The 22927-nt window shown below is 45.6% G+C and carries 16 protein-coding genes and 1 tRNA gene; 15 read left to right on the top strand and 2 right to left on the bottom strand.

Going from position 1 to position 22927, the window contains the following annotated elements:
* The first annotated feature begins 13 nt into the window (after positions 1 to 13).
* A complete protein-coding gene (gene ftsZ / locus QNM19_RS14710) occupies positions 14 to 1228 on the top strand; it encodes a cell division protein FtsZ (RefSeq protein WP_049863435.1) in 1215 nt (404 codons plus the stop codon).
* 95 nt (positions 1229 to 1323) lie between these two features.
* On the top strand, positions 1324 to 2247 hold the full coding sequence (gene lpxC / locus QNM19_RS14715; protein WP_058797968.1) for a UDP-3-O-acyl-N-acetylglucosamine deacetylase: 924 nt from the start codon (positions 1324 to 1326) through the stop codon (positions 2245 to 2247).
* Positions 2248 to 2283: 36 nt separating this feature from the next.
* Here lpxC and QNM19_RS14720 read toward each other — a convergent pair whose 3' ends face one another.
* The gene (locus QNM19_RS14720; protein WP_049863434.1) at positions 2284 to 2775 is read right to left on the bottom strand and encodes a DUF721 domain-containing protein; all 492 of its coding nucleotides are present in this window, start codon (positions 2773 to 2775) and stop codon (positions 2284 to 2286) included.
* Positions 2776 to 3196: 421 nt separating this feature from the next.
* Between QNM19_RS14720 and secA the strand changes: the two genes are divergently transcribed.
* The 5 genes from secA (at position 3197) to nagP (ending at position 12819) form a co-directional block, all read left to right on the top strand.
* Positions 3197 to 5905, top strand: coding sequence for a preprotein translocase subunit SecA (secA, locus tag QNM19_RS14725; protein WP_284026859.1), 2709 nt, complete (start codon positions 3197 to 3199; stop codon positions 5903 to 5905).
* Positions 5906 to 5981: 76 nt separating this feature from the next.
* Entirely contained in the window at positions 5982 to 6389 is a 408-nt protein-coding gene (gene mutT / locus QNM19_RS14730) for an 8-oxo-dGTP diphosphatase MutT (RefSeq protein ID WP_284026860.1), read from the top strand.
* A 39-nt stretch (positions 6390 to 6428) separates the two neighbouring features.
* Positions 6429 to 8498, top strand: a complete 2070-nt coding sequence (locus QNM19_RS14735) for a M13 family metallopeptidase (RefSeq protein ID WP_284026861.1) — start codon at positions 6429 to 6431, stop codon at positions 8496 to 8498.
* Between the two features lie 175 nt (positions 8499 to 8673).
* Complete coding sequence (locus QNM19_RS14740; protein WP_049863433.1) at positions 8674 to 11259, top strand: family 20 glycosylhydrolase; 2586 nt, start codon at positions 8674 to 8676, stop codon at positions 11257 to 11259.
* 258 nt (positions 11260 to 11517) lie between these two features.
* Entirely contained in the window at positions 11518 to 12819 is a 1302-nt protein-coding gene (gene nagP, locus QNM19_RS14745) for an N-acetylglucosamine MFS transporter NagP (RefSeq protein WP_010383632.1), read from the top strand.
* 242 nt (positions 12820 to 13061) lie between these two features.
* Here the strand turns inward: nagP and QNM19_RS14750 are convergent.
* Positions 13062 to 13137: transfer RNA gene (locus tag QNM19_RS14750), tRNA-His, on the bottom strand.
* A gap of 185 nt (positions 13138 to 13322) precedes the next feature.
* Between QNM19_RS14750 and QNM19_RS14755 the strand changes: the two genes are divergently transcribed.
* From QNM19_RS14755 to QNM19_RS14790, 8 genes are all read left to right on the top strand, one after another.
* On the top strand, positions 13323 to 14138 hold the full coding sequence (locus tag QNM19_RS14755; protein WP_049863432.1) for a mechanosensitive ion channel family protein: 816 nt from the start codon (positions 13323 to 13325) through the stop codon (positions 14136 to 14138).
* Between the two features lie 21 nt (positions 14139 to 14159).
* Positions 14160 to 14960, top strand: a complete 801-nt coding sequence (locus QNM19_RS14760) for a DUF481 domain-containing protein (protein ID WP_049863431.1) — start codon at positions 14160 to 14162, stop codon at positions 14958 to 14960.
* A gap of 115 nt (positions 14961 to 15075) precedes the next feature.
* On the top strand, positions 15076 to 17688 hold the full coding sequence (locus QNM19_RS14765; RefSeq protein WP_049863430.1) for an SLBB domain-containing protein: 2613 nt from the start codon (positions 15076 to 15078) through the stop codon (positions 17686 to 17688).
* 27 nt (positions 17689 to 17715) lie between these two features.
* Positions 17716 to 18633 (top strand): Wzz/FepE/Etk N-terminal domain-containing protein, encoded by a 918-nt coding sequence (locus QNM19_RS14770; protein WP_284026862.1) that lies wholly within the window; start codon positions 17716 to 17718, stop codon positions 18631 to 18633.
* 49 nt (positions 18634 to 18682) lie between these two features.
* Positions 18683 to 19747 (top strand): dTDP-glucose 4,6-dehydratase, encoded by a 1065-nt coding sequence (rfbB, locus tag QNM19_RS14775; protein ID WP_284026863.1) that lies wholly within the window; start codon positions 18683 to 18685, stop codon positions 19745 to 19747.
* Entirely contained in the window at positions 19744 to 20607 is an 864-nt protein-coding gene (gene rfbA / locus QNM19_RS14780; protein WP_049866582.1) for a glucose-1-phosphate thymidylyltransferase RfbA, read from the top strand. The genes rfbB and rfbA overlap by 4 nt, the downstream gene beginning before the upstream one ends.
* On the top strand, positions 20604 to 21665 hold the full coding sequence (locus tag QNM19_RS14785; RefSeq protein WP_049866581.1) for a DegT/DnrJ/EryC1/StrS family aminotransferase: 1062 nt from the start codon (positions 20604 to 20606) through the stop codon (positions 21663 to 21665). The genes rfbA and QNM19_RS14785 overlap by 4 nt, the downstream gene beginning before the upstream one ends.
* Positions 21662 to 22927 carry an ATP-grasp domain-containing protein gene (locus QNM19_RS14790; protein ID WP_284026864.1) on the top strand — a complete coding sequence of 422 codons (1266 nt, stop codon included), beginning with the start codon at positions 21662 to 21664 and terminating at the stop codon, positions 22925 to 22927. The genes QNM19_RS14785 and QNM19_RS14790 overlap by 4 nt, the downstream gene beginning before the upstream one ends.

The following is a 22927-nucleotide window of genomic DNA, read 5'->3' on the forward strand; positions in this document are numbered from 1 at the left end:
TCGGAGAGTGAAGATGTTTGATATTATGGAACAACACGGCGAAGAAGCCGTTATTAAAGTCATCGGCGTCGGTGGCGGCGGCGGTAATGCCGTAGAACACATGGTAAAGCAGGAAATTGAAGGCGTTCGCTTCATTGTTGCGAACACGGATGCGCAGGCACTGCGCAAATCCTCAGCCGATGTGACTGTGCAGCTGGGTACTCAGATAACACAAGGTCTGGGTGCAGGCGCAAACCCTGAAGTGGGTCGCAGCGCAGCAGAAGAAGATGTTGATGCTATCAAAGCCAGCCTGGAAGGTGCCGATATGGTGTTCATCGCTGCCGGTATGGGTGGCGGAACAGGCACAGGTGCAGCACCCGTTGTAGCACGCGTTGCCAAAGAGCTTGGCATTCTGACCGTTGCTGTTGTAACGCGTCCTTTCGACTTGGAAGGCAAAAAGCGTATGGCAGCTGCCGATCAGGGGATCGGTGAGTTGTCAGAAATTGTAGATTCACTTATCACAATTCCTAACAACAAGTTACTTAAAGTTTTGGGTAAAGGCACTACATTATTAGATGCCTTCGCTAAAGCAAACGACGTATTGTATGGCGCGGTTCAGGGCATTGCTGAGCTAATCACCCGTTCAGGTTTGATCAATGTGGACTTCGCGGACGTACGTACGGTTATGTCAGCGATGGGGACCGCAATGATGGGTACCGCGGCGGCCAGTGGTCCAGATCGGGCGCAGGAAGCGGCAGAAGCGGCGATTTCCAGCCCACTGCTTGAGGATGTTGATTTAACGGGTGCTAAAGGTATCTTGGTTAATATCACCGCCGGTATGGACATCACAATCGAAGAATTTGAGATTGTGGGGAACCATGTGAAAGCATTGGCGTCTGAAAATGCAACTGTGGTTGTTGGTGCGGTTATCGACCCTGAAATGAGTGAAGAGCTGCGAGTGACCGTTGTTGCAACTGGGCTCGGTGGTGAGCGCAAACCGCAATTTGGCATTGTTGATAATGGCTTGAAAAAGGCGGTGGGCTCTGACAGCGAAGGTGGCAAAGGGCAGAATATGTTTGTACCAAGCTTTACGCAAACAGCCAGTGAAGGTAATGAACCTGAGCAAGGTAGCGCCGCACCAACTGAGCCTAAATCACCAAGTACACCTGCGTCTTCCAACAGCGCTGGTGGCAAGGAAAAAGGGGATTACTTTGATATCCCTGCGTTTTTACGCAAACAATCTGATTAACGTCAGGTTAAAAAACAAACGATTGGCAGCTGGTTCTATCTGTGATAGAATTTGCGGTCTATTTATTCATTAACCAGTCAGAAGCGGACGAACCTATGATAAAACAACGAACGATTGCTGAAGTCGTTAAAGCCACAGGTGTAGGATTACACAAAGGTGAAAAGGTCACGATCACTCTCCGACCTGCGAGCGTAAATACGGGGATCGTATTTCGTCGCGTGGATCTCGACCCGGTTGTCGATTTTGAAACAACCCCTGAAGCTGTGGGCGACACGCAATTGTGTACTTGTTTGACCAACAAAGACGGTGTTCGTCTGTCAACAACGGAGCATCTCATTGCTGCCGTTGCTGCACTGGGGATTGATAACCTGATCGTTGAGCTGGATAGTGCAGAAGTACCAATTATGGACGGTAGTGCATTGCCTTTCATTTACTTGCTGCAAAAAGGTGGGATCGCAGAGCAGAATCAGGCGAAGCGCTTTATTCGTATTAAAGAAAAAGTGCGTGTGGAAGATGGCGATAAATGGGCAGAAATTGAGCCTTATGACGGTTTCCATATTGATTTTGAAATTGCCTTTAACCACCCGGCTATTAATGCCAGCCGCCAACGCATTGGTCTGGATATCACAGCGCAAAGCTTTACTGAAGAAATCAGCCGAGCACGCACTTTTGGTTTTATGAAAGACATCGAGTACATGCACGCCAACAACCTAGCGTTAGGTGGCAGCATGGACAATGCGGTAGTTCTGGATGAATTCAAAGTGCTGAACCCGAATGGGTTACGCTATAAAGACGAGTTTGTGAAGCATAAGATCCTGGACTGTGTTGGTGATATGTTTATGGCTGGACACAATATCTTAGGTAAGATCACGTGTTTTAAATCAGGACATGGTCTGAACAACAAATTACTGCGTCAGGTGATGGCGACAGAATCAGCCTGGGAATGGGCTACATTCGACGAGCCAGTAACCATGCCTGCACCAGGCATGGAAGTGGATTCGACTCTGGTCACTGCCTGAATCGCAAATTAAGTTAAGAAATGACGCTTTTTAGCGTCATTTTTTTTGTCCGCCATGTTTTGCAAGGCGCAGTAATTTTTCTTTTAATCCGGCCGGAGCAAGCTCGGCAAGCGCCATTAAATCGTCTGCCGTTTGGGTACTCATGTGGCGTCCAGTACCAGTATACGTTGCCTGTAGCGTCTTTACCTGATTCACAGGCTGAGCCAGGCGCTGTTGTGCCTCTGGGTTTGTGCCTATTTTCACTTGGCAACAATCGTGCAAACCTGCGGCGCGAAAATTGCTCAGGATCTCCATTTTCAGATAATTTAACCGGGTTGCCAAGGTCGCTGATGCGGCTTCAACGTACAGGGTTCCGTCTTGATAATTAGCAACACGACATTTTTTACTGAGCACAGGGCCTAACGCATTGTGCAGAGGCTGTTGTAATTCAGCGATACCTTGTGCTTTTTGCATATAACCATGCAGTTTATCCGACCAGCTGCCGGCTAACTCGTCCAGGGGTTTAGGATCAAATCGGTTTTTACTCATAGTAACAACTCACTAGCGTGTACCTTACAGGCATTCGGCCACTTCCCTTTAAGTATAACGCGTGCGCGTCATTACAGATAGCACAATGCGCCTGTGGTGATGGTTGAAATACGCAGACATCGCCCACATAGATAGGGTTACTACCTCGAAAACTGTGTCTCTTTTCTTTTTCTGGAAGCCGAGAAAGCGGCATTGCCGGTGTGTCATTAGACGGTTTGGGTGTGTTTCCCCAGACTTGTATGGTTAAATAGGAACAGATTACTTTTTGATGGTTTGCAGACGCGCATAGTCTGGTATGATAGGGCACAAATTTAACTCGGCACACAGCAAGGTCCGACTTTGTCGCCAACAGGACGAGCGAGCGTGATAACCGCGTTACCCAAGTAGGTGCTCGCAAATAGATGAGTGAAATGGTTTAAACATGATAACGAAAATTTTTACCAAGATTTTTGGTAGCCGCAACGACCGAATGATTAAAAATCTGAAAAAAACGGTCGCCCTGATCAACGCCCTAGAAGAACAATACAAGGCGCTGTCAGACGAACAACTGCAAGCTAAAACCGCGGAATTCAGACAAAGATTTGAGCAAGGCGCTAGCCTGGACGATATGCTTCCTGAGGCCTTCGCAACGGTGCGAGAAGCCTCTAAACGGGTATTTGGCATGCGTCATTTTGATGTGCAAATGATCGGTGGTATTGTGCTGCATCAGGGCCGAATTTCTGAAATGCGCACAGGTGAAGGTAAAACACTCACCGCGACACTGCCTGCTTATTTAAATGGTCTGACGGGTAAAGGCGTACACGTCATTACTGTTAACGACTATCTTGCCAAACGTGATGCTGAGAACAACCGTCCACTATTTGAATTCCTGGGCCTGACTGTAGGCTGTAACGTGCCGGGTATGATGCCTGCTCAGAAAAAGGACGCGTATGCGGCCGATATCACTTATGGTACCAATAACGAATTTGGCTTCGATTATCTGCGCGACAATATGGCATTTAGCATTGAAGAGCGTGTTCAGCGTCCATTGCACTATGCCGTTGTGGATGAAGTTGACTCCATCCTGATCGATGAAGCGCGTACACCGCTGATCATCTCAGGTCCGGCTGAGGACAGCTCTGAGCTGTACACCAAGATCAACACTATCGTGCCTGAACTGACCTTACAGGAAAAAGAGGACGAGGAAGGGGTCGAAGGTGATGGTGACTTCACACTAGATGAAAAGAGCAAGCAGGTTCATTTAACTGAACGTGGTCAGGTTAAAGTTGAAGAGTTACTGGTCAAAAATGACCTGATTGAAGAAGGCGACTCGCTGTATTCAGCAGGTAACATTACATTGCTTAGCCATGTTTATGCGGCGCTGCGTGCACACAAACTGTATCAGAAAGATGTCGACTATGTAGTGAAAGACAATGAAGTTATCATTGTTGATGAACACACAGGTCGTACGATGGAAGGTCGTCGCTGGTCAGAAGGCTTACACCAGGCGGTGGAAGCAAAAGAGAATGTGCGTATTCAGAATGAAAACCAAACGCTGGCGTCTATTACCTTCCAGAATTACTTCCGTTTATATGACAAACTGGCCGGGATGACAGGTACCGCTGATACAGAAGCGTTTGAATTCCAGTCGATCTACGGATTGGATACGGTGGTTATCCCGACCAACAAGCCAATGATCCGCGATGATCGTGCCGATCTGGTTTATCTGACCCAGGATGAAAAGTTTGAAGCAATTCTGACTGATATCCGTGATTGTCAGAAGCGTGGTCAACCTGTATTGGTTGGTACCATTTCCATCGAAAGCTCTGAATACCTGTCGCACTTCCTGCGTAAGGAAAAAATTGAACACAATGTCCTGAATGCGAAATTCCACGCACAGGAAGCGGATATCATTGCTGATGCCGGTTTGCCGGGTACAGTAACAATTGCAACCAACATGGCAGGCCGTGGTACGGACATCATGCTGGGTGGTAACTGGCAGAATGACGTGTCCAAGCTGGATAACCCAAGCGATGCGCAGATTGACGACATTAAGGCACAGTGGCAGAAGCGACATGACGCCGTTCTGGAAGCCGGTGGTCTGCACATTATCGGTACTGAGCGTCATGAATCTCGCCGTATTGATAACCAGCTGCGTGGTCGTTCAGGTCGTCAGGGTGATGCGGGCTCAAGCCGTTTCTACCTGTCAATGGATGATGCGTTGATGCGTATCTTCGCCGGTGAGCGTATGACTAACATGATGCGTAAACTGGGCATGCAACGTGGAGAAGCGATTGAGCACCCATGGGTTAACCGTGCGATTGAAAATGCGCAGCGCAAAGTAGAAGCACGCAACTTTGATATTCGTAAACAGCTGCTTGAGTACGATGATGTTGCCAATGACCAGCGTCGAGTGGTGTATGAGCAACGCAATGAGCTGCTGGAAGAAGGGGATATCTCAGAAACAATTTCAGCTATTCGTGGTGATGTCATCAATAGCGCAATTGATCAGTACATTCCGCCGCAGAGCCTGGCTGAAATGTGGGATATCCCGGGCCTTGAAGAACGCCTGAAGAATGACTTTATGGTTGAGCTACCGATTGCGCAATGGCTTGAGGAAGACAACAAACTGTACGAAGAGCGTTTACGCGAGCGTATCGGTGAAGAAATTGATGCTGCTTATAAGCAAAAAGAAGAGATGGTGGGTGCACAGGTACTGCGTCAGTTCGAAAAGGCTGTGATGCTACAAAGCCTGGATCAGCACTGGAAAGACCATCTTGCAGCAATGGACCACTTACGTCAGGGCATCCATTTACGCGGTTACGCACAGAAAAACCCGAAGCAGGAATACAAGCGTGAGTCGTTTGAATTGTTCTCTGAAATGCTCGAAAACCTGAAGGTTGACGTGGTCGGGGTGTTGAGCAAGGTGCAGGTGCGTGCTGAAGAAGATGTTGAGAAAGTTGAAGAGCAGCATCGTCGTAGCGAGCAGGCTCCACGTCAGTATCAGCATGAAGAGTCTGAGCCTGTTGGCGGTGAAGCACCACAGGGTGCTGCCGTCGCTGCACGCACTGAGCCTAAAGTTGGACGTAACGAGCCGTGCCCGTGTAAATCAGGTAAAAAGTACAAGCAGTGTTGCGGTAAGCTGAAATAAGCTTGCGGTAACCCTATGAAAAAGCGACCTAGAGTCGCTTTTTTTATCTCAGAAAAACAGAATATTTGAGTTAGATATGACAAAGAAAATTGTGAATGTAGCGGTCGGTGTCATCATTCGTGATGCGCAGTTTTTTGTGTGTAAACGTGCAAAAGAGCAGCATCAGGGGGGGCTATGGGAGTTCCCCGGTGGAAAAATTGAAGCGCAGGAGACGGTGACTGAGGCCCTAGCCAGAGAGTTAAAAGAAGAAATCGGTATTGATGTGCATAGTTCTGAACATTTACTGACGATTGAACATGACTATGGCGATAAACAAGTTAAACTGGAAGTGCATAAGGTCGAAGATTTTTCGGGACACGCAGAGGGTTTGGAAGGGCAAGCCAGCCAGTGGGCAAACTGGAATGAACTAAATCAATTGGCTTTCCCGGCAGCCAATGTGGCTATCCTTGAAGCGCTGGCGCAACAGTATGGCGTGGATCAGTAACAACGGCCGTTGAGCAAATTTGATGTGAAGGATATAAAAATGAAAAATATAGCAGTTACTGCCGCCGCGGTAGCACTTGCATTAGGTCTGACAGCTTGTAGCGAGCCTGTGAAAACCGAATCACAATCAGAAACAACGCAAGCTGAGAGTCAGCTAAACTCAGGGATAGCGTTGAACAATATTGATAGTGCCGTTCGTGCACAGGATGATTTTTATTATCACGTTAATGGCAAGTGGTTAGCGCGCACAGAGATACCGGCAGACAAGTCGAACTATGGTTCATTCACCGAATTGTATGATGCATCACAAAAAGCACTGCGCAAAACACTGGAACAGGCTGCGAGCAACGATCAGGCCAAGCCCGGTTCAGACGAAGCCAAACTGGGTGACTTCTATCGCAGCTATACGGATGAGCTGGCTCGGGAAGAGTTGGGAACAACACCGCTGCAGTCTTACCTGGCACCATTTCAGGCATTACAAAGTAAATCTGAGCTGCCGGCCTTATTTGCCCGCGCTTTATCTCAAGGTGGCACCACGCCACTTAGTTGGTATGCCAATAACGATGCCAAAAACTCAACCGTAAATACACTTTATCTGTGGCAATCGGGCCTGGGTTTACCTGATCGTGATTTTTATCTTCAGGATACGGAAAAGTTCACACGCATTCGTGCCGAATATAGCCAGTATATTGAGCGCCTGTTACAGGTCATGGGCTATGATCAGCCTCGTGCGGAACAGGCGGCTAAGCACATCATGGCACTTGAAACCGCGTTAGCTGAAATTCAGTGGTCACGGGTTGAAAGTCGGGATGCGGATAAAACTTACAACAAGTTTCAGGTTGATGCACTGAATGCACAACTGCCACACTTTGATCTTTCAGCCTACCTGACAGGGTTTGGCTTGGATACCAAAGAGCTGGTTGTGACTCAGCCCAGTTATCTCGAGGGGTTATCTGCTTTGATTGGCACCTCTGAAGTAGCTGCCTGGCGTGATTATCTGACCTTTCACTTTGCCAGCGATTATGCGCAGCTGCTACATAAAACAGCGGTTGACCTGAAGTTTAACTTTTATGGTAAGACGCTGCGCGGGCTGGAAGAGCAGGCCCCTGTATGGAAGAAAGCGGTGAATGCCAGTAATGATGTATTGGGCGAGCTGCTTGGTAAGATTTATGTCAAAGAGTATTTTCCACCAGAAGCCAAAGCTCGCATGGGAGAGCTGGTCGACAATTTGATTAAAGGATTTGACCAGTCAATTGATGAGCTGGAGTGGATGAGTGCTGAAACAAAGCAGGCCGCGAAGGTCAAGCTAAGCAAGTTTACACCTAAAATTGGCTACCCGGACAAATGGCGTGACTACTCCAGGCTGGAGATCAACGCCGACGATCTGGTGGGTAACTATGTTCGATATAATGAATGGGCCTATCAGGACATGGTTGGCAAGGTCGACAAACCCGTTGATCGCAGTGAGTGGTTTATGACACCGCAAACGGTGAATGCCTACTATAATCCGGTGAATAACGAAATCGTGTTCCCTGCGGCCATATTGCAACCCCCATTTTTTAATCTGGATGCGGACGATGCCGTTAACTATGGTGCGATTGGTGCCGTTATTGGCCATGAGCTCGGTCATGGGTTTGACGACCAGGGGGCCAAATATGATGGTGATGGCAACTTACGCAATTGGTGGAGTGAGCAAGATCTGGCGCAATTCCAGGCGCGCAGTCAGAAGCTGGTTGAGCAATATAATCAGTATCAGCCCTTTGAAGACGCAAATGTGAACGGCGAACTGACGCTGGGCGAAAACATTGGTGATTTGGGCGGCCTGAGTGTGGCGTTAAAAGCTTATCAATTGTCCCTTGAGGGCAAGCCGGCCCCGGTGATTGATGGTTATACTGGTGAGCAGCGCTTCTTTATGGGCTGGGCACAGATCTGGCGTCGACAATATCGTGATGAAGAATTACGCAATCGCCTGATGACCGATTCGCATTCACCCAGTCACTACCGTGTCATTGGGGTGTTACCAAATATGCCAGCGTTTTATGATGCGTTTGATGTCAAAGAAGGCGATAAAATGTATCTTAAACCGCAAGAGCGGGTCAAAATCTGGTAAGTGTTTACTGCTATTTTAGCCGCCAGACAATGGCGGCTTTTTTGTATTAACCAACTGATAAGCTTGAATATAGAGATCTTGTAAGGAAAAATTGATAGCGCTGTCATTTTTTCTTCTATATGATGGTATTTACAACAATTTGAAGTTTGCGCTCAGCGCAGGTTAAGGAGCCGGAATGAAAATACAGAAAAAACTGCTCACCCGGGCCATCGCGGCCACGCTTTTAGTCCCGATGATGGCCAAAGCCGCCTGGGATAGCTCGCAACTGCAAGCCTTTACTGATAACACCACCTTTATGTTTGCGGTAGAAAATAATCACCATAATGGCAGCAGTAGTTTTCTGGCTTCTATTACCTTACAAAACAACTCCAAAATTGCCTTACCGGCTGGTGAAAGTGACTGGCAGATCTATTTCCATTCAATCAGAAAAGTTGCCACGCAGCAGGCCGCCGGCCTGAAATTCGAACATGTGAATGGCGATTTGCACCGCTTGGTACCGACCAAAGCATTCACCGGGTTAAAGCCGGGTGAAACATTGGAAATCCCCTATGAAGCGGCTGCCTGGATAGCTGCATATACCGACTTTATGCCCCGGGCATTTATGGTTAGCGGTGACGCAAAGCCGGCTGTATTTACCAACACTGACAGTGAGAATATGCTGGATTTTGTTGCCCCAATTGAGCGTGATAACCAATTGGATCGTCATGCCGAGCCAAAGGATTTGTCTCCGCGTGCGACAGCATCATGGCGTTATGAGCAAAATCAACAGGCTGGTAAACTTTCGCGCGAAGATGCCCTGAAGCGCATTATTCCCAAACCAATGGATGTCGATTTTAACCGTGGTTATGCTGAGCTCAGCAATCAGTGGCAGATCCGCTATGCGGGCAGATTAAAGAGCGAAGTTACGGTATTCCAAGAAGATTTAGCCGATTATGGACTGAAGCTGGATGCTCAGCCAGATCACATCAGTGCTGGCAAGACGAAGACCATCTATTTGCGTGTGGCAGAGTTAGCCGAGCTGGGCAGTGAAGGCTATCAGCTGGAAGTAGACGACGACAAAATCGTGATCACAGGCCATGACAATGCCGGTGTGTTTTATGGTATTCAGAGTTTACTTGCATTATTCCCGGCTGAGCAACAAGGCCAGGTCAGCGTCCCTAACGTTGACATCAAGGACGCTCCGCGCTTTGGTTGGCGGGGCATGCACTATGATAACGGCCGTAACTACCATGGTAAGGAGGCGCTGTTCAAACTGGTTGAACAAATGGGTCGTTACAAACTGAACAAGTTCCACTGGCACTTTTCTGAAGATGAAGGGTGGCGACTTGAGATCCCGGGGTTACCTGAGCTGACCGACATTGGCGCTTATCGCTGCTTTGACTTGGATGAACGTGAGTGTTTACTTACTCAACTTGGAACAGGCCCTCACAAGTCAGGTTCGGGTAACGGGTATCTGACCCGAGACGAGTTTGTAGAATTACTTAAGTTTGCCAAAGCGCGTCACGTACAGATCATTCCTGAGATTGAAGGCCCAGGCCATGCGAGAGCATCGATCAAGGCAATGGAAGCACGTTATCATACACTCATGGAAGCAGGTAAACCTGAGCAGGCTCGTGCCTATTTACTGAGCGATCCTCAGGATACCTCAAAGTACATCACAGTACAGAATTATACTGATAACTCTATGAACGTGTGTCAGGACTCGACTTATGCGTTCATTGAAAAAGTCACCTATGAATTGCAAGGCATGTATCGTGAAGCGGGTACACGTCTGACGAATTTGCATTTTGGCGGAGATGAAGTTGGGGCTGGCTCTTGGGTGGACTCTCCTGTCTGTCAGGCCATGTTTGCTGATCCTAATAACGGGGTTGCAGGCCCTGCTGATCTGAAACCTTATTTTACTCAGCGCGTTGCAACTTTGTTTGCAAAGCGCGGGATTGCACCGGGCGCATGGGAAGACGGTCTGATGTATGACAGGGTGAATCCGTTTAACCGCGATGCATTTCCAAATGAAGTCTTCACAGCAAACGTGTGGGACAATATCTGGGAATGGGGGGTTGCTGACAGGGCACATCGTTTGGCAAATGATGGCTACCAGGTGGTGTTATCTCATGGCACGCACCTGTACTTTGATCACCCTTATGAGCCGCACCCGGCTGAACGCGGATATTATTGGGCTGCGCGTTATACAGATAGCAAAAAAACGTTCAGCTACATGCCGGATGATGTTTATGCCAATGCCGACTTTACGCGCAGTGGTGCACCGATTGAAAATTTAGAGGCGTTGGTCGGTCGTGCGATGCCTGCGCTGGAGAAGCCAGAAAATATCCTCGGTATTCAGGGGCAGGTCTGGAGTGAAACTATCCGTACTGAAGCACAGGTACAGGCGATGGTGTTCCCGCGTTTACTGGCGATGGCAGAGCGAGCCTGGCATAAAGCAGGTTGGGAAGGCAAGCGTATCGATAAGAAACGCTTTGCTCAGGACTGGCGCGGATTTTCAGCTGCACTGGCGTTAAAAGAACTGACTAAGTTAGCTAAAGCCGGCGTTAATGTGAATTTACCTGTGCCTGGGGCAAAAGTGATTGACGGTCAGCTGTATGCCAACAGTGCATTTGAGTACCTAACGATTGAGGTGAGCCTTGATAAGGGAGAGAGTTGGCAAACTTACACAGCTCCGATGAGTGTAAGCAACGCTGATGGCGTATTATTACGTACCCGTTTAGGCGATAAAAAGTTCAGTCGTACCACCCGGTTAGATTAATCGTCTGGTTATTTTGTTGTGGGAAAGGTGTTATTGCCTACCCATAACGAGAACAGTTGATTACAAAACTAACTAGAAAAAGGCCAAATTTTAACGTAAAGTTAAATGTCAGCGCTGTCATTTTGATTCTGAGTTGTTAAAAGCCGTCATCATGATGCGACTGTCTGGGCCGATAGCACAGAAAATAATAATCCGGATTACTTTTAATTCGTTTTAATCCGACCTGTATTAATCTTAATTAGCAACAAGAAGAGTTTTATGGAAGCGACAGTGGAAAAAGATGACCTCGAAAAGCAGAGTGTCTGGTTACCTATGACACTTGCTGGCTCAATGTTTTTTATATTGGGCTGTATCACCTGGTTAAATGGTGCTATCACACCATTCCTTCAGCAAATGCTGGAACTGAGTCCGCTACAGGCCTCTTTCATTATTTCCTCATTTTATATCGCCGTAACCGTTGCGGGGATCCCCTCAGCAATGCTGATAAAGCGAGTTGGATATAAAAACGGCATGGCGATTGGTTGTGCAATCATGGCGTTGTCCGCGCTGATGTATATTCCGGCAGCGAAGATGCAAATGATTGAGATCTTCTTGTTCGCACAGCTTATGATTGGCGTTGGCCAGACGGTGCTGCAGACCGCGGTAAATCCATATGTGGTCAAAATGGGCTCAGAACGTTCTGCTGCTGTGCGCGTATGTATCATGGGTTTGTTGAATAAATCGGCGGGTGTAATTGTTCCGATCGTATTCGCTGCTGTGGTTGTAAGCGGTGTTGTAAACGAGGGTGAATCACTGAGTCAGGCTCAGAAAGATATGATGGCAAATAGCCTGATTGCCCCTTACCTGGGGATTGCCGGATTAATTTTCTTATTTGCTGCATTTGCTAAATTTTCGCCTCTACCAGACTTAGTATTTGAAGAGGAAGGCCAAACCAGTAAAGGGGAAGTGAAAGAAGCCCTAAGTCACCCTCATCTCGCTTTAGGTGTGATCGGTATTGCATTGTATGTTGCGGTAGAAGTGATCGCAGCAGATACCATTGGTTCCTACGCTTTGCAGTTAGGGATCGCTGATTATTCTGTAATGACTTCTTATACTATGGGCTGTATGTTGATTGGTTATGCAATAGGTATCGCCCTGATCCCACGCTTTATGTCACAACAAAATGCACTCGTCATGTCTGCAATCGCTGGTATTGTTACCGTTTTTGCTGTAGTTTTAGGGGACAATGAATCGACTGCGCTAGCAAATTTATTGCTCGTTCCATTTGGTGGCCCTCAGCTACCGGATCCGCTTCTGTGTATTGCTCTGTTAGGCTTTGCAAATGCGATGGTGTGGCCTGCTATCTGGCCTTTGGCGCTTGATGGCTTAGGGCGTTTGACCGGAACAGCATCAGGCCTGCTGATTATGGGTATTGCAGGGGGCGCGTTAGGACCGCTGTTGATTGGCGTCGGTAATGTTGCTGGCCTTGGTGCTCAAGGTGCCTACAGTTTAATGCTACCCAGCTATCTGTTTATTCTATTCTATGCCCTTAAAGGTCATAAGATGAGAAGCTGGAAATAGCAAAAAGAATTTCTATCTGTAAAGTAGAAATAATCCCGTGTGTAATGCCACCGTAAGGTGGCATTTTTTATGCCTGAAAATCGACATAATCATTGATATGTAACGAAAATGTGTCTATATCTAGCATGAAGGAAATAGTTATGTAAACCTGAGACAAACGGACACTTGGAACTTGGGAAGCAATATAAATGCGTGTAAGGCGTTTGTGGTAATAAATAAAGGAATTAACAGAAAGGAGGAAGTGGGGCGACTGACGAGGCTTGAACTCGCGACAACCGGAATCACAATCCGGGGCTCTACCAACTGAGCTACAGCCGCCACAAAATAGATAACACCTTTGTTGGTGTGGCGCGCATAATACATAAAAACACGGGCTTTGCAAAGGGTTAAATTGAAAAAAATCTCAAAGAAGTCTGTTGAGGATCCTAATCTGTAAAGCGAATATTCATACTGGCGGAGTACACTCACCCCGCTATCTCACTCAAGTGCACACAGGAGTCACTATGGAATCAATCGTTCATTGGGTCGATGATAACTCTTCTCTTATCATTCACTATCTTTTGCAGGGGCTATTGGCGCTTGTCATCTTCTTTATCGGTATGAAGCTGGCAAAGCTTGCCGCAAACCTGACAGAAAAGGCGTTTAACAAGCGTAAGGTAGACAAAGCCGTTGGGGCGTTTGTTGGTAATATTGCATACAGTATAGTTTTTGCTGCGACCTTACTTATGGCGCTCTCACAGGTAGGCATAGAGACGACTTCTTTTGTGGCTATTCTCGGTGCCGCTGGTTTGGCAATTGGCTTAGCATTGCAAGGCTCGTTGTCGAATTTCGCTTCAGGTGTTTTGATCATTATTCTCAGGCCATTTAAGTCAGGGGATTATATTGAAGCAGGTGGAAAAGGAGGCAGTGTACAGCGCATTGAAATTTTTTCGACTGAACTCAGAACACCGGATAACAAAGTTATCATTATGCCAAACTCAGCGATTATGTCGGGCGCAATCGTCAATTACTCTCGAGAGAAAACACGGCGTATCGATTTAGTTATCGGTGTAAGTTATGAGGCTGATCTCAGAGAAGCAAAAAATGTGTTAAAATCCGTGCTGGACAAAGATCAGCGGATCCTGAAAGAGCCAGCGTATACGGTCGCTGTATTGGAAATGGCGGATTCAAGTGTCAATTTTGTTGTGCGCCCTTGGGTGGCGACTTCTGACTATTGGCCCACTTACTTTGACCTTGTAGAGAATATAAAATTAGCATTAGATGATGCTAATATCGAAATTCCATTCCCACAAATGGACATTCATCTTCACAAAGACTAAATAATGACAGGTTTATAGGCAATGAAATTAAAATTTTTATCTCTGTGCGTATTGACAGCGATTAGCACCAATGTTGCTGCAGAAGAAGCTCCTGCGACGAAGCCAAAACAGGAAAAAACCTGGGATATCACCAGTGAGGTGGGAGCCATAATTACCAGTGGTAACACCGAGACTACAACGCTTAAGGGGGCCCTCAAGGCTAAGCATAATCTTGAAAACTGGCGTAATGAATACAAACTGGACGGGATCTACAAGGAAGATGAAATCGAAAATGATGATGGCGAACGCATCAGCGAACGTACTAATGAAAAGTACTCCGTGTCGATGCAGGGTAATTACAAGCTGAACGAAGACCACAGTCACCTGTTTATCTATGGCTCCTACGATTCGGATTACTTTGGCGCCTATCGGAGCGAAACCGTTGTGTCAGTAGGTTATGGCTTACGCCTATTGAGCCTGGACACAATGTACCTGGATGCCGAAATTGGTCCTGGTATGAAACGCTTCGAGTATCAGGATGATAGCACTGAGGTTGATGAAAATGGCAACCCGCTTGCTGGCACAACGGATAACGAAGTGATTGGTGTTGCCAAGGTTGATTTTGAGTGGCAGGTGTCGGATAACGCCCGCTTTACTCAAGTTGTTGGCGTGGAATATGGTGATACCAACACCAAAACAACGTCTGAGTCAGCATTGATGACGAAAATCAACGGTTCTTTGCAGATGAAGGTGGCGTACAATATTACCCATAACTCAACAGTCGACGAAGGCAAAGAAAATACAGATACTGAAACATCTTTGACCTTAGTTTACAGCTTTTAACATGATTAACTGAAGTTATATCAAAAAAAGGGCAATAAGCCCTTTTTTTATGGCGTCGTTTTTATGTAAAATACGCAATCTTTTTGGCCAATTGTGAAACAGGATATAAAATCGGATGTCATTTAAACGTATTTTTGCAGCAACCCTGCTGGTGTTTAGTGCGGTTTCAATTGCTTTTACGCCAACAGCGCAACAAATAGCACAGTTTAAAAAATTGCCAAAAAGCCAGCAACAAGCCCTGGCAAAACAATATGGCATCAATATTTCTGATTTACCTCAGTCAGGAAGTGCTGGTACGACTCCAACGCAAGGCAAGCAGAGTGTCTCTCCACGACAGGAGAAAGCGTCTGAAGAGCCTGTAGACCCGCTGCAACCGCGCGAAGAAAAACTGGAACCTTTTGGCTACAGTATTTTTTCTGGTGAGCCTAGTAGCTTCGCTCCTTCTGAGTCATTATCCGTGCCAAATGACTATGTAATTGCAGGAGGCGATAGCTTTACTGTTAGCCTTTACGGTAAAGAAACGGCAACGCACAATGTGATTGTCGACCGTGAGGGCAGATTGAATCTTCCTGGGTTTTCACCTATCGATGTGGTAGGCCTGACCTACGCTGAGCTAAAATCACTGGTCACCAAAAAAATTAAAAGTGAGGCGATTGGTTTACAAGCCTATGTCTCAATCGCTCAGCTACGCTCTTTACAAGTGCTTGTTGTAGGCGAGGTTTATCAACCAGGTAGTTACACATTATCACCTCTTTCGAGTGCAACGCATGCTTTGTTTGCAAGCGGCGGGTTAACTGAGATTTCGTCGTTGCGAAATATCGAGATTAAACGACAAGGCAAGACAATTTCTACGCTTGATTTATATGACCTGCTGTTGAAAGGTGATACTCGTTCTGATGTTGTACTACAGTCTGGTGACGTTGTTTTTGTTCCCTCTGTTGGTCCTCAAGTATCCGTTGAGGGCCTGGTTAAGCGTCCAGCTATTTTTGAACTAAAAGAAGGTGATACGGTTGAGCACCTGGTTAAGATGTTCGGTGGATTTAAAGAAAACGCGTTTCTTCAACAGGTTCAAGTTAAGAGAGTTCTCAACAACACCGAAAAATCTGTTGTTTCAGTTGACTTCCGTGAAAGCCAAATTAGCTATCAACCTCAAGGCGGGGATAAGATAAAAGTACAACCTGTGAATGAGCAGTTGGTTGGCGCCGTTTCATTAATCGGTGCTGTTGCACGCCCTGGTTATTTTGAATGGCACAGCGGTATGACTGTGAAATCACTAATTGGCAATTTCAAATCTGATCTACTACCTCAAGCCGATTTGAATTATTCAATTATTGTGCGTGAAAGTGATGAGTTAGGCGAAATTGAAGTTATTCAGTTTTCGTTAGCAGAATCGTTAAAGAACGCAGATGTAAAGCTGCAAAAAAATGATGCTGTCTACGTCTTTAGCCGTTTTGTTAGTCAGGAAGAAGAAGACGAAGCGTTACGGGATCTGGCTATGACGGCACAAGAGCAGGAACTGCAAGTTAGCGTAAAGCTTTGGCATATGTATGAGCAGCGGCAGTTTGAGAAAAAAGTGTCGTTTGATGTGGCAATGGATAAGCTGCAGAATAAAAAAAGCAGCAATAAAGAGGAAGAAGAACTAGATTACACTCCGAGTGTATTTGGTCGTGAGGTATTACTCTCACCAGTTTTGGCGCAGCTAGAGTATCAAGCCTCATCAGCGGTCAGATCTCAGGTGATCGAAGTGAGTGGTCAGGTTCGCTTCCCAGGTGTCTATCCGTTAGTTGAAGATATGTCTACTTCTGAGGCCATTCAGGCTGCAGGCGGTTTGCTTGAGTCCGCATATATTGAGTTTGCAGAAGTGACCCGCGTGAATATGAACGGTGATGTACTCCATATAAAGTCTTCAGTAACTGCTGATAATGATGAAGTCTTGGAGCAGAAGCTTAAGAGTCGCGATATCGTTAACGTTCTTCTACAACCTAAGTGGCAAGAAAGCTTTAGAGTTGAACTAAAAGGAGAGGTACTATTTCCTGGTACATATATCGTAAAGCGCAATGAGACACTTAACAACGTTATTCAACGCGCAGGCGGCTTAACCCATTATGCAGACCCTCGTGCTGCAGTATTTACAAGAGAAGCAATCAAGGTTCAGGAAAGAAAACAGCTGGCCAAATTGTCTGACGAGCTGAGAAAAGATATCGCTGCAAAAAGCTTCCAAAAATCTATTGGCGCAAACACATCGTTAAGCTACAACGAAACGAACAAGCTACTGAAAGACCTAGCGAGTGTAGAAGCTGTGGGTAGGCTGGTCATAGATTTGCCAAGTGTGCTTAATAATACTGAATCTTTAGGCTTGCAAGATGGTGATACCCTTTATGTTCCTGGTCAGCAAGACTCCATTTCTATCATTGGTGAAGTGAATTACAGTTCTTCTCATTTGTTTAAAAAGGGCACTTCTGTTGAAGATTATATTAGTCTTAGTGGAGGCCTACGAGAACGTGCTGACAGTGAAAAAATATACGTGATTAAAGCAAATGGTGCCGTGTTTATTCCGAACAGAGGAAGCAGCTGGTTTGCTGTTAATAATCAAGTTGAGCTGGAAGCCGGAGACACCATTGTGGTTCCAATGGATGCTTCTTACATGGACAACCTGACACTCTGGAGCACTGCGACGCAGATCTTCTATCAACTTGGTGTTGGTGTCGCGGCGATCGCCAGAATTTAACTGGCAATCGTGTGTAAGGAACTTGAAATGAGTATTAAAGAGCCAATGCAAAATGTAACAAATGGGTATAACAATCAGTATATCGATCTGAGAAGCGTAATCTCGGCTTGTTTTAGAGCTAAGTGGTTTATTGCCGCTGTGACCTCACTCTTTGCAGCGTTAGCAGTGGTGATTGCACTTAACTTACCCAATGTGTATCAGTCGAAAGTGCTGATGGCTCCTTCATCAAATTCAGACAGCGCTGGTATGGCCGGCTCTCTCGGCGGGGTGGCTAGTTTGGCGGGGATTAGTCTGGCGTCAAATGAAGTTGAGCAGGCAGCACTGGCTGTAGAAATTATGCGTTCATTTACTTTTGCTAAGGACTTTTTGCAACAAGATGGTGTGATTGAAAACCTGATGGCTGCAGAAGACTGGAACAAAGCAGCGAACCAGGTGATCTATGATCCAGCTTTGTTTAACAGTGAGCAAAAACAATGGCTGGAAGAAGATGGGATTTCACTAAAGCCATCATTGCAAGAATCGCATCGTCAGTTATTAAAAAGTCTCTATATTGAACAAGAAAAGAGTGGTTTATATACGCTTACTATAGAGCATTATTCGCCATATCTCGCATTTGAGTGGGCCAACTATTTTGTCAAGCAAATCAACTTGGAAATGCGAAAAAGAGATATCGCTCAGGCTGAAAAAAGTATTAACTACCTGTCAGAACAGTTGGAGACGACTAAACTTGAGGAGTTGAGAGCTAGTTTACATGGGTTGTTCGAGAAACAAGTACGTAAAAAAATGCTCGCTGAAGTTAATCATGAATATGTCTTTAGAGTGATAGAGCCACCTATCGTCGCCGAGCGTAAGTCAAAACCTAGCAGGGCATTGATTTGTATTTTGGCAACCTTTATCGGATTTCTTTTATCAATTTTTATTGTCGTAACCAGAAGCTTTAAGTAATTATTGTATTAAACTGGTTAAGATGTAGTCACATCTGGGTGTTTTTTAAATGAGAATCTTAGTTACAGGCGGAGCGGGCTTTATCGGCTCCGCACTAGTTCGCTTTCTTCATGAATCGACAGAGCATGAAATTATCAATGTTGATAAATTAACGTATGCTGGAAATCTGTCTTCTATTGACAGTGTTGCCGGCTCGCAGAGATATACTTTCGAGCAGGTTGACATATGTGACCGAGCTGCGCTTCATGCACTCTTTAAAAAGCATCAGCCTGAGATCGTGATGCATCTGGCGGCTGAAAGTCACGTCGACAGGTCAATTGATGGGCCAGGCCAGTTTATTCAAACGAATATTATTGGGACGTATAATTTGCTTGAAGAGAGCCGTGAGCTCTATGGAACGCTGTCTGATGCGCAAAAGAGCAAGTTTAGATTCCATCATATCTCCACCGATGAAGTGTTTGGCGACTTGAAAGGCACGACCGATCTCTTCACAGAGACAACCCCTTACTCGCCTAGTTCGCCTTATTCGGCTTCTAAGGCATCGAGCGATCACTTAGTCAGAGCGTGGAGAAGAACCTTTGGTTTGCCGGTTGTGATTACTAACTGTTCAAATAACTATGGCCCTTTTCATTTCCCGGAGAAGCTCATTCCGCTCATGATACTGAATGCGTTGGATGGCAAACCCTTACCTGTATATGGTGATGGCCAGCAAATAAGAGACTGGCTGTTTGTTGAGGATCATGCCAGAGCTCTATACCTGGTTGCGACTCAAGGTGAAGTTGGAGAGACCTATAACATTGGTGGTCACAATGAGAAGACTAACCTTGAAGTGGTAGAAACGATTTGTGCATTGTTAGATGAGCTTAAGCCAAGTCAGCATGGCAATGTAAAACACTATAAAGAGCTAATCCAATTTGTCCAAGACAGACCGGGGCACGATCTGCGTTATGCCATTGATGCATCGAAAATCGAGCGAGAGTTAGGCTGGAAGCCACTTGAAACCTTTGAAACGGGATTAAGAAAGACAGTGCAATGGTACTTGTCTAATGAACAATGGTGGCGAGCAATCCTCGATGGCAGTTATCGATTGGAAAGACTAGGAGGGGCAGAATGAAAGGTATTGTATTAGCCGGTGGTTCTGGCACTCGTTTATACCCTGTGACTAAAGGTGTGTCTAAGCAGTTGTTGCCTGTCTATGATAAGCCTATGGTGTATTACCCAATTTCAGTACTGATGTTGGCTGGTATCAGAGACATTCTTTTGATCACCACACCTGAAGAGCAATCATTGTTTCAAAACTTATTGGGTGATGGTAGCGCGTTTGGTATTAATTTGTCTTACGCAGTACAGCCTTCACCCGATGGCCTGGCACAAGCCTTTATCATTGGTGAAGAGTTTATTGGTGATGATTCTGTTGCTCTTGTGTTGGGAGATAACCTTTTTTACGGCCAAAGCTTCTCCCCAAAACTAAAAAAAGCAGCAGAACGTGCTGAGGGCGCAACGGTGTTTGGTTATCAGGTCAAAGACCCAGAACGTTTTGGTGTTGTTGGTTTTGATGAACATCAAAGAGCGACTTCAATTGAAGAGAAACCTGAACATCCCAAATCGTCTTATGCCGTGACTGGCTTGTACTTTTACGATAACGATGTTGTTGAAATTGCCAAGTCGGTGCAACCATCAGCGCGTGGTGAGCTTGAAATCACGTGCGTTAACCAGCGATATCTGGAAGCAGGTAAACTGAATGTTGAGTTGCTTGGGCGAGGGTTTGCTTGGTTAGACACAGGTACTCATGAGAGCTTGCTTGAAGCCAGCCACTTTGTACATACCGTAGAGCAACGACAAGGCTTTAAAATTGCGTGCTTGGAAGAGATTGGCTTTATCAATGGCTGGTTGAGCGAAGAAGAATTACGCAGTGCGGGTGAAGCATTGCAGAAAAATGATTACGGTAAGTATCTGTTGAGTCTGTTGAAATGAATATCAACCTGAATAATCCGATAAAGCCGGATCTGAAAAAACTCACAAAGTACTTAGAGCAGGTTGAAGACAATGCCTGGTATACGAACTTTGGTCAGTTGCATCAACAGCTAACAGAGCGTTTAGAGGCCTATTTGGGCGTACAGAATTTACTGCTTGTAAATAATGGCACCAGCGCGCTACAGGTGGCTGCTAAAGCGCTGTCGGCAAACGGTGTGGTTACAACACCATTTAGTTTCATTGCGACAGCCAGTGCTTTGAAGTGGCAAGGCCACAAGGTTCTGTTTTCGGACGTCGATGGCAAAAGTTGGAACCTGGCTGCGCCTGAAGCGATTGAGCTAGTTAACCAGCAGGATGGCTTTGACACGATTGTCGCAACACACGTATATGGTAACCCATGTGATGTTGAGCTTATAGAAGCGCAGCAACCTTCAGGAGTGAATGTCATTTATGATGCGGCACATGCTTTTGGAGTGCGTGTAGCAGAACGTTCGGTTTTGACATTTGGCGATGCTTCTACTTTAAGTTTTCATGCGACCAAGTTGTTTCATACTGTGGAAGGCGGTGCAATATGCTTTAAGAAGAAAGAGCATTTTGACATAGCAAAACGGTTAATTAATTTTGCTCAGCATCATGGTGAAATTGGTATCAATGCTAAAATGAATGAATACCAGGCTGCTGTTGGACTGGTTAATCTGGATATCATTGATGATGTATTGAGTCATCGAACTCACCTGTTTGAGACCTACACTAGACTCCTGAAAAATGACTTTATCCTTCCAGAATGGCACGACAAAGCATCAAAAAATGGTGCGTATTTTGTTATCGGCTGTGCCTCTTCTGAGGAAAGAAGCAAGATAGAAAGTGCACTCCAGGAAAATAATATTCAAAGTCGACGATACTTTGAACCAGCTATTAATACGCAGTTTGAAGATGCTGACAGTATGCCTATTGCGGAAGATCGCGTATCTAAGGTGTTATGCCTTCCTCTACACTACTATATGACGGTGCAAGATGTAGAGCGTGTATGTAAGGTTTTAAAAGAAAGTAAATTATGAAAAATGTATTAGTTGTGCCCTGTGGTACGGAAATTGGCTTAGAGATAAACAGAGCTTTAAAAGGTGTTAAAGGGCTTAAAGTTATAGGTCTAAACTCTGTTGAAGACTCATCAGCCTATGAATACGAGCACTTTTATAGTGGTGCGCCGTACATCAGAGACGAATTATTCTTGGAGCATGTCAATCGTTTTGTTAAAGAACATAACATTACCCATGTTTTTCCGGCACATGATGACGCAGCGCTTTTACTTTCAGAGAGCAGAGAAGATATCGATGCAAAAGTCATCACGTCTAGTGTAGAAGCTAACCGAATTTGCCGTTCAAAAAAAGCAACCTACAGCAAGTTAAAGGGTACGGTTGCCTTACCGCGCTTGTTTAATAAGCTAGATGAGGTTTTGCCATCTGCGCTCCCCGTTTTTGTAAAGCCTGATGTTGGGCAGGGTAGTAAAGGTGCTTTCAGGGCCGATAGCCTGGAAGCTTTAGAGCAGGTTGATTTTGAAACGCACGTTGTGTGTGAGTATTTACCAGGCAAAGAGTATACCATTGATTGTTATACATCAGCTGAAGGTACTCTGGAGTACGCAGGCCCGCGCGTGCGCACGAGGATCATGAATGGCATTGCAGTTGGTACCCAGACAGTTGCAGATCCAACGAAGAAGTTTTTTAGTTTTGCTGAAAAACTAAACAATAGCATTGGAATGCTTGGGGCGTGGTTTTTTCAGGTAAAAGAAAGTGATTCTGGTGAGCTAGTTCTGATGGAAGTTGCAACACGTATTGCCGGTTCAATGTCAACAAACCGGGTAAAAGGTGTGAACTTTGCTGAGTTGTCTCTGTATGCACATGATGGAATATCTGTCCGGGTAAACCCAAATACATTTGAGGTTAAACAAGAAAGGAACCTTTCAAATAGATACAATTTGCAGCTAAATTATAAGCATATATATGTTGATTTTGATGATTGTATTATTATCAATAATCGAGTCAATGAGCAGCTTATTGCCTTGTTGTACAAATCAATTTCTGATGGCTGTCAGGTACATTTAGTTACACGTCACGAATATGATCTGACAGAATCCCTGAATAAGTACCGACTGACAAACTTGTTTGACACTATCTATCATATTACAGATGGCTCACCTAAGTCTTCAGTTATAAAACATAAGAACGCGATATTTATCGATGATTCTTTCAGAGAGCGTGTCGATGTGCAGCAACTTGGTGTTGCAACGTTCTCTATAGATAGTGTGGAAGCTTTACTGTAG

The sequence above is a fragment of the Pseudoalteromonas ardens genome (genome assembly GCF_030125445.1).
Taxonomy (GTDB): domain Bacteria; phylum Pseudomonadota; class Gammaproteobacteria; order Enterobacterales; family Alteromonadaceae; genus Pseudoalteromonas; species Pseudoalteromonas ardens.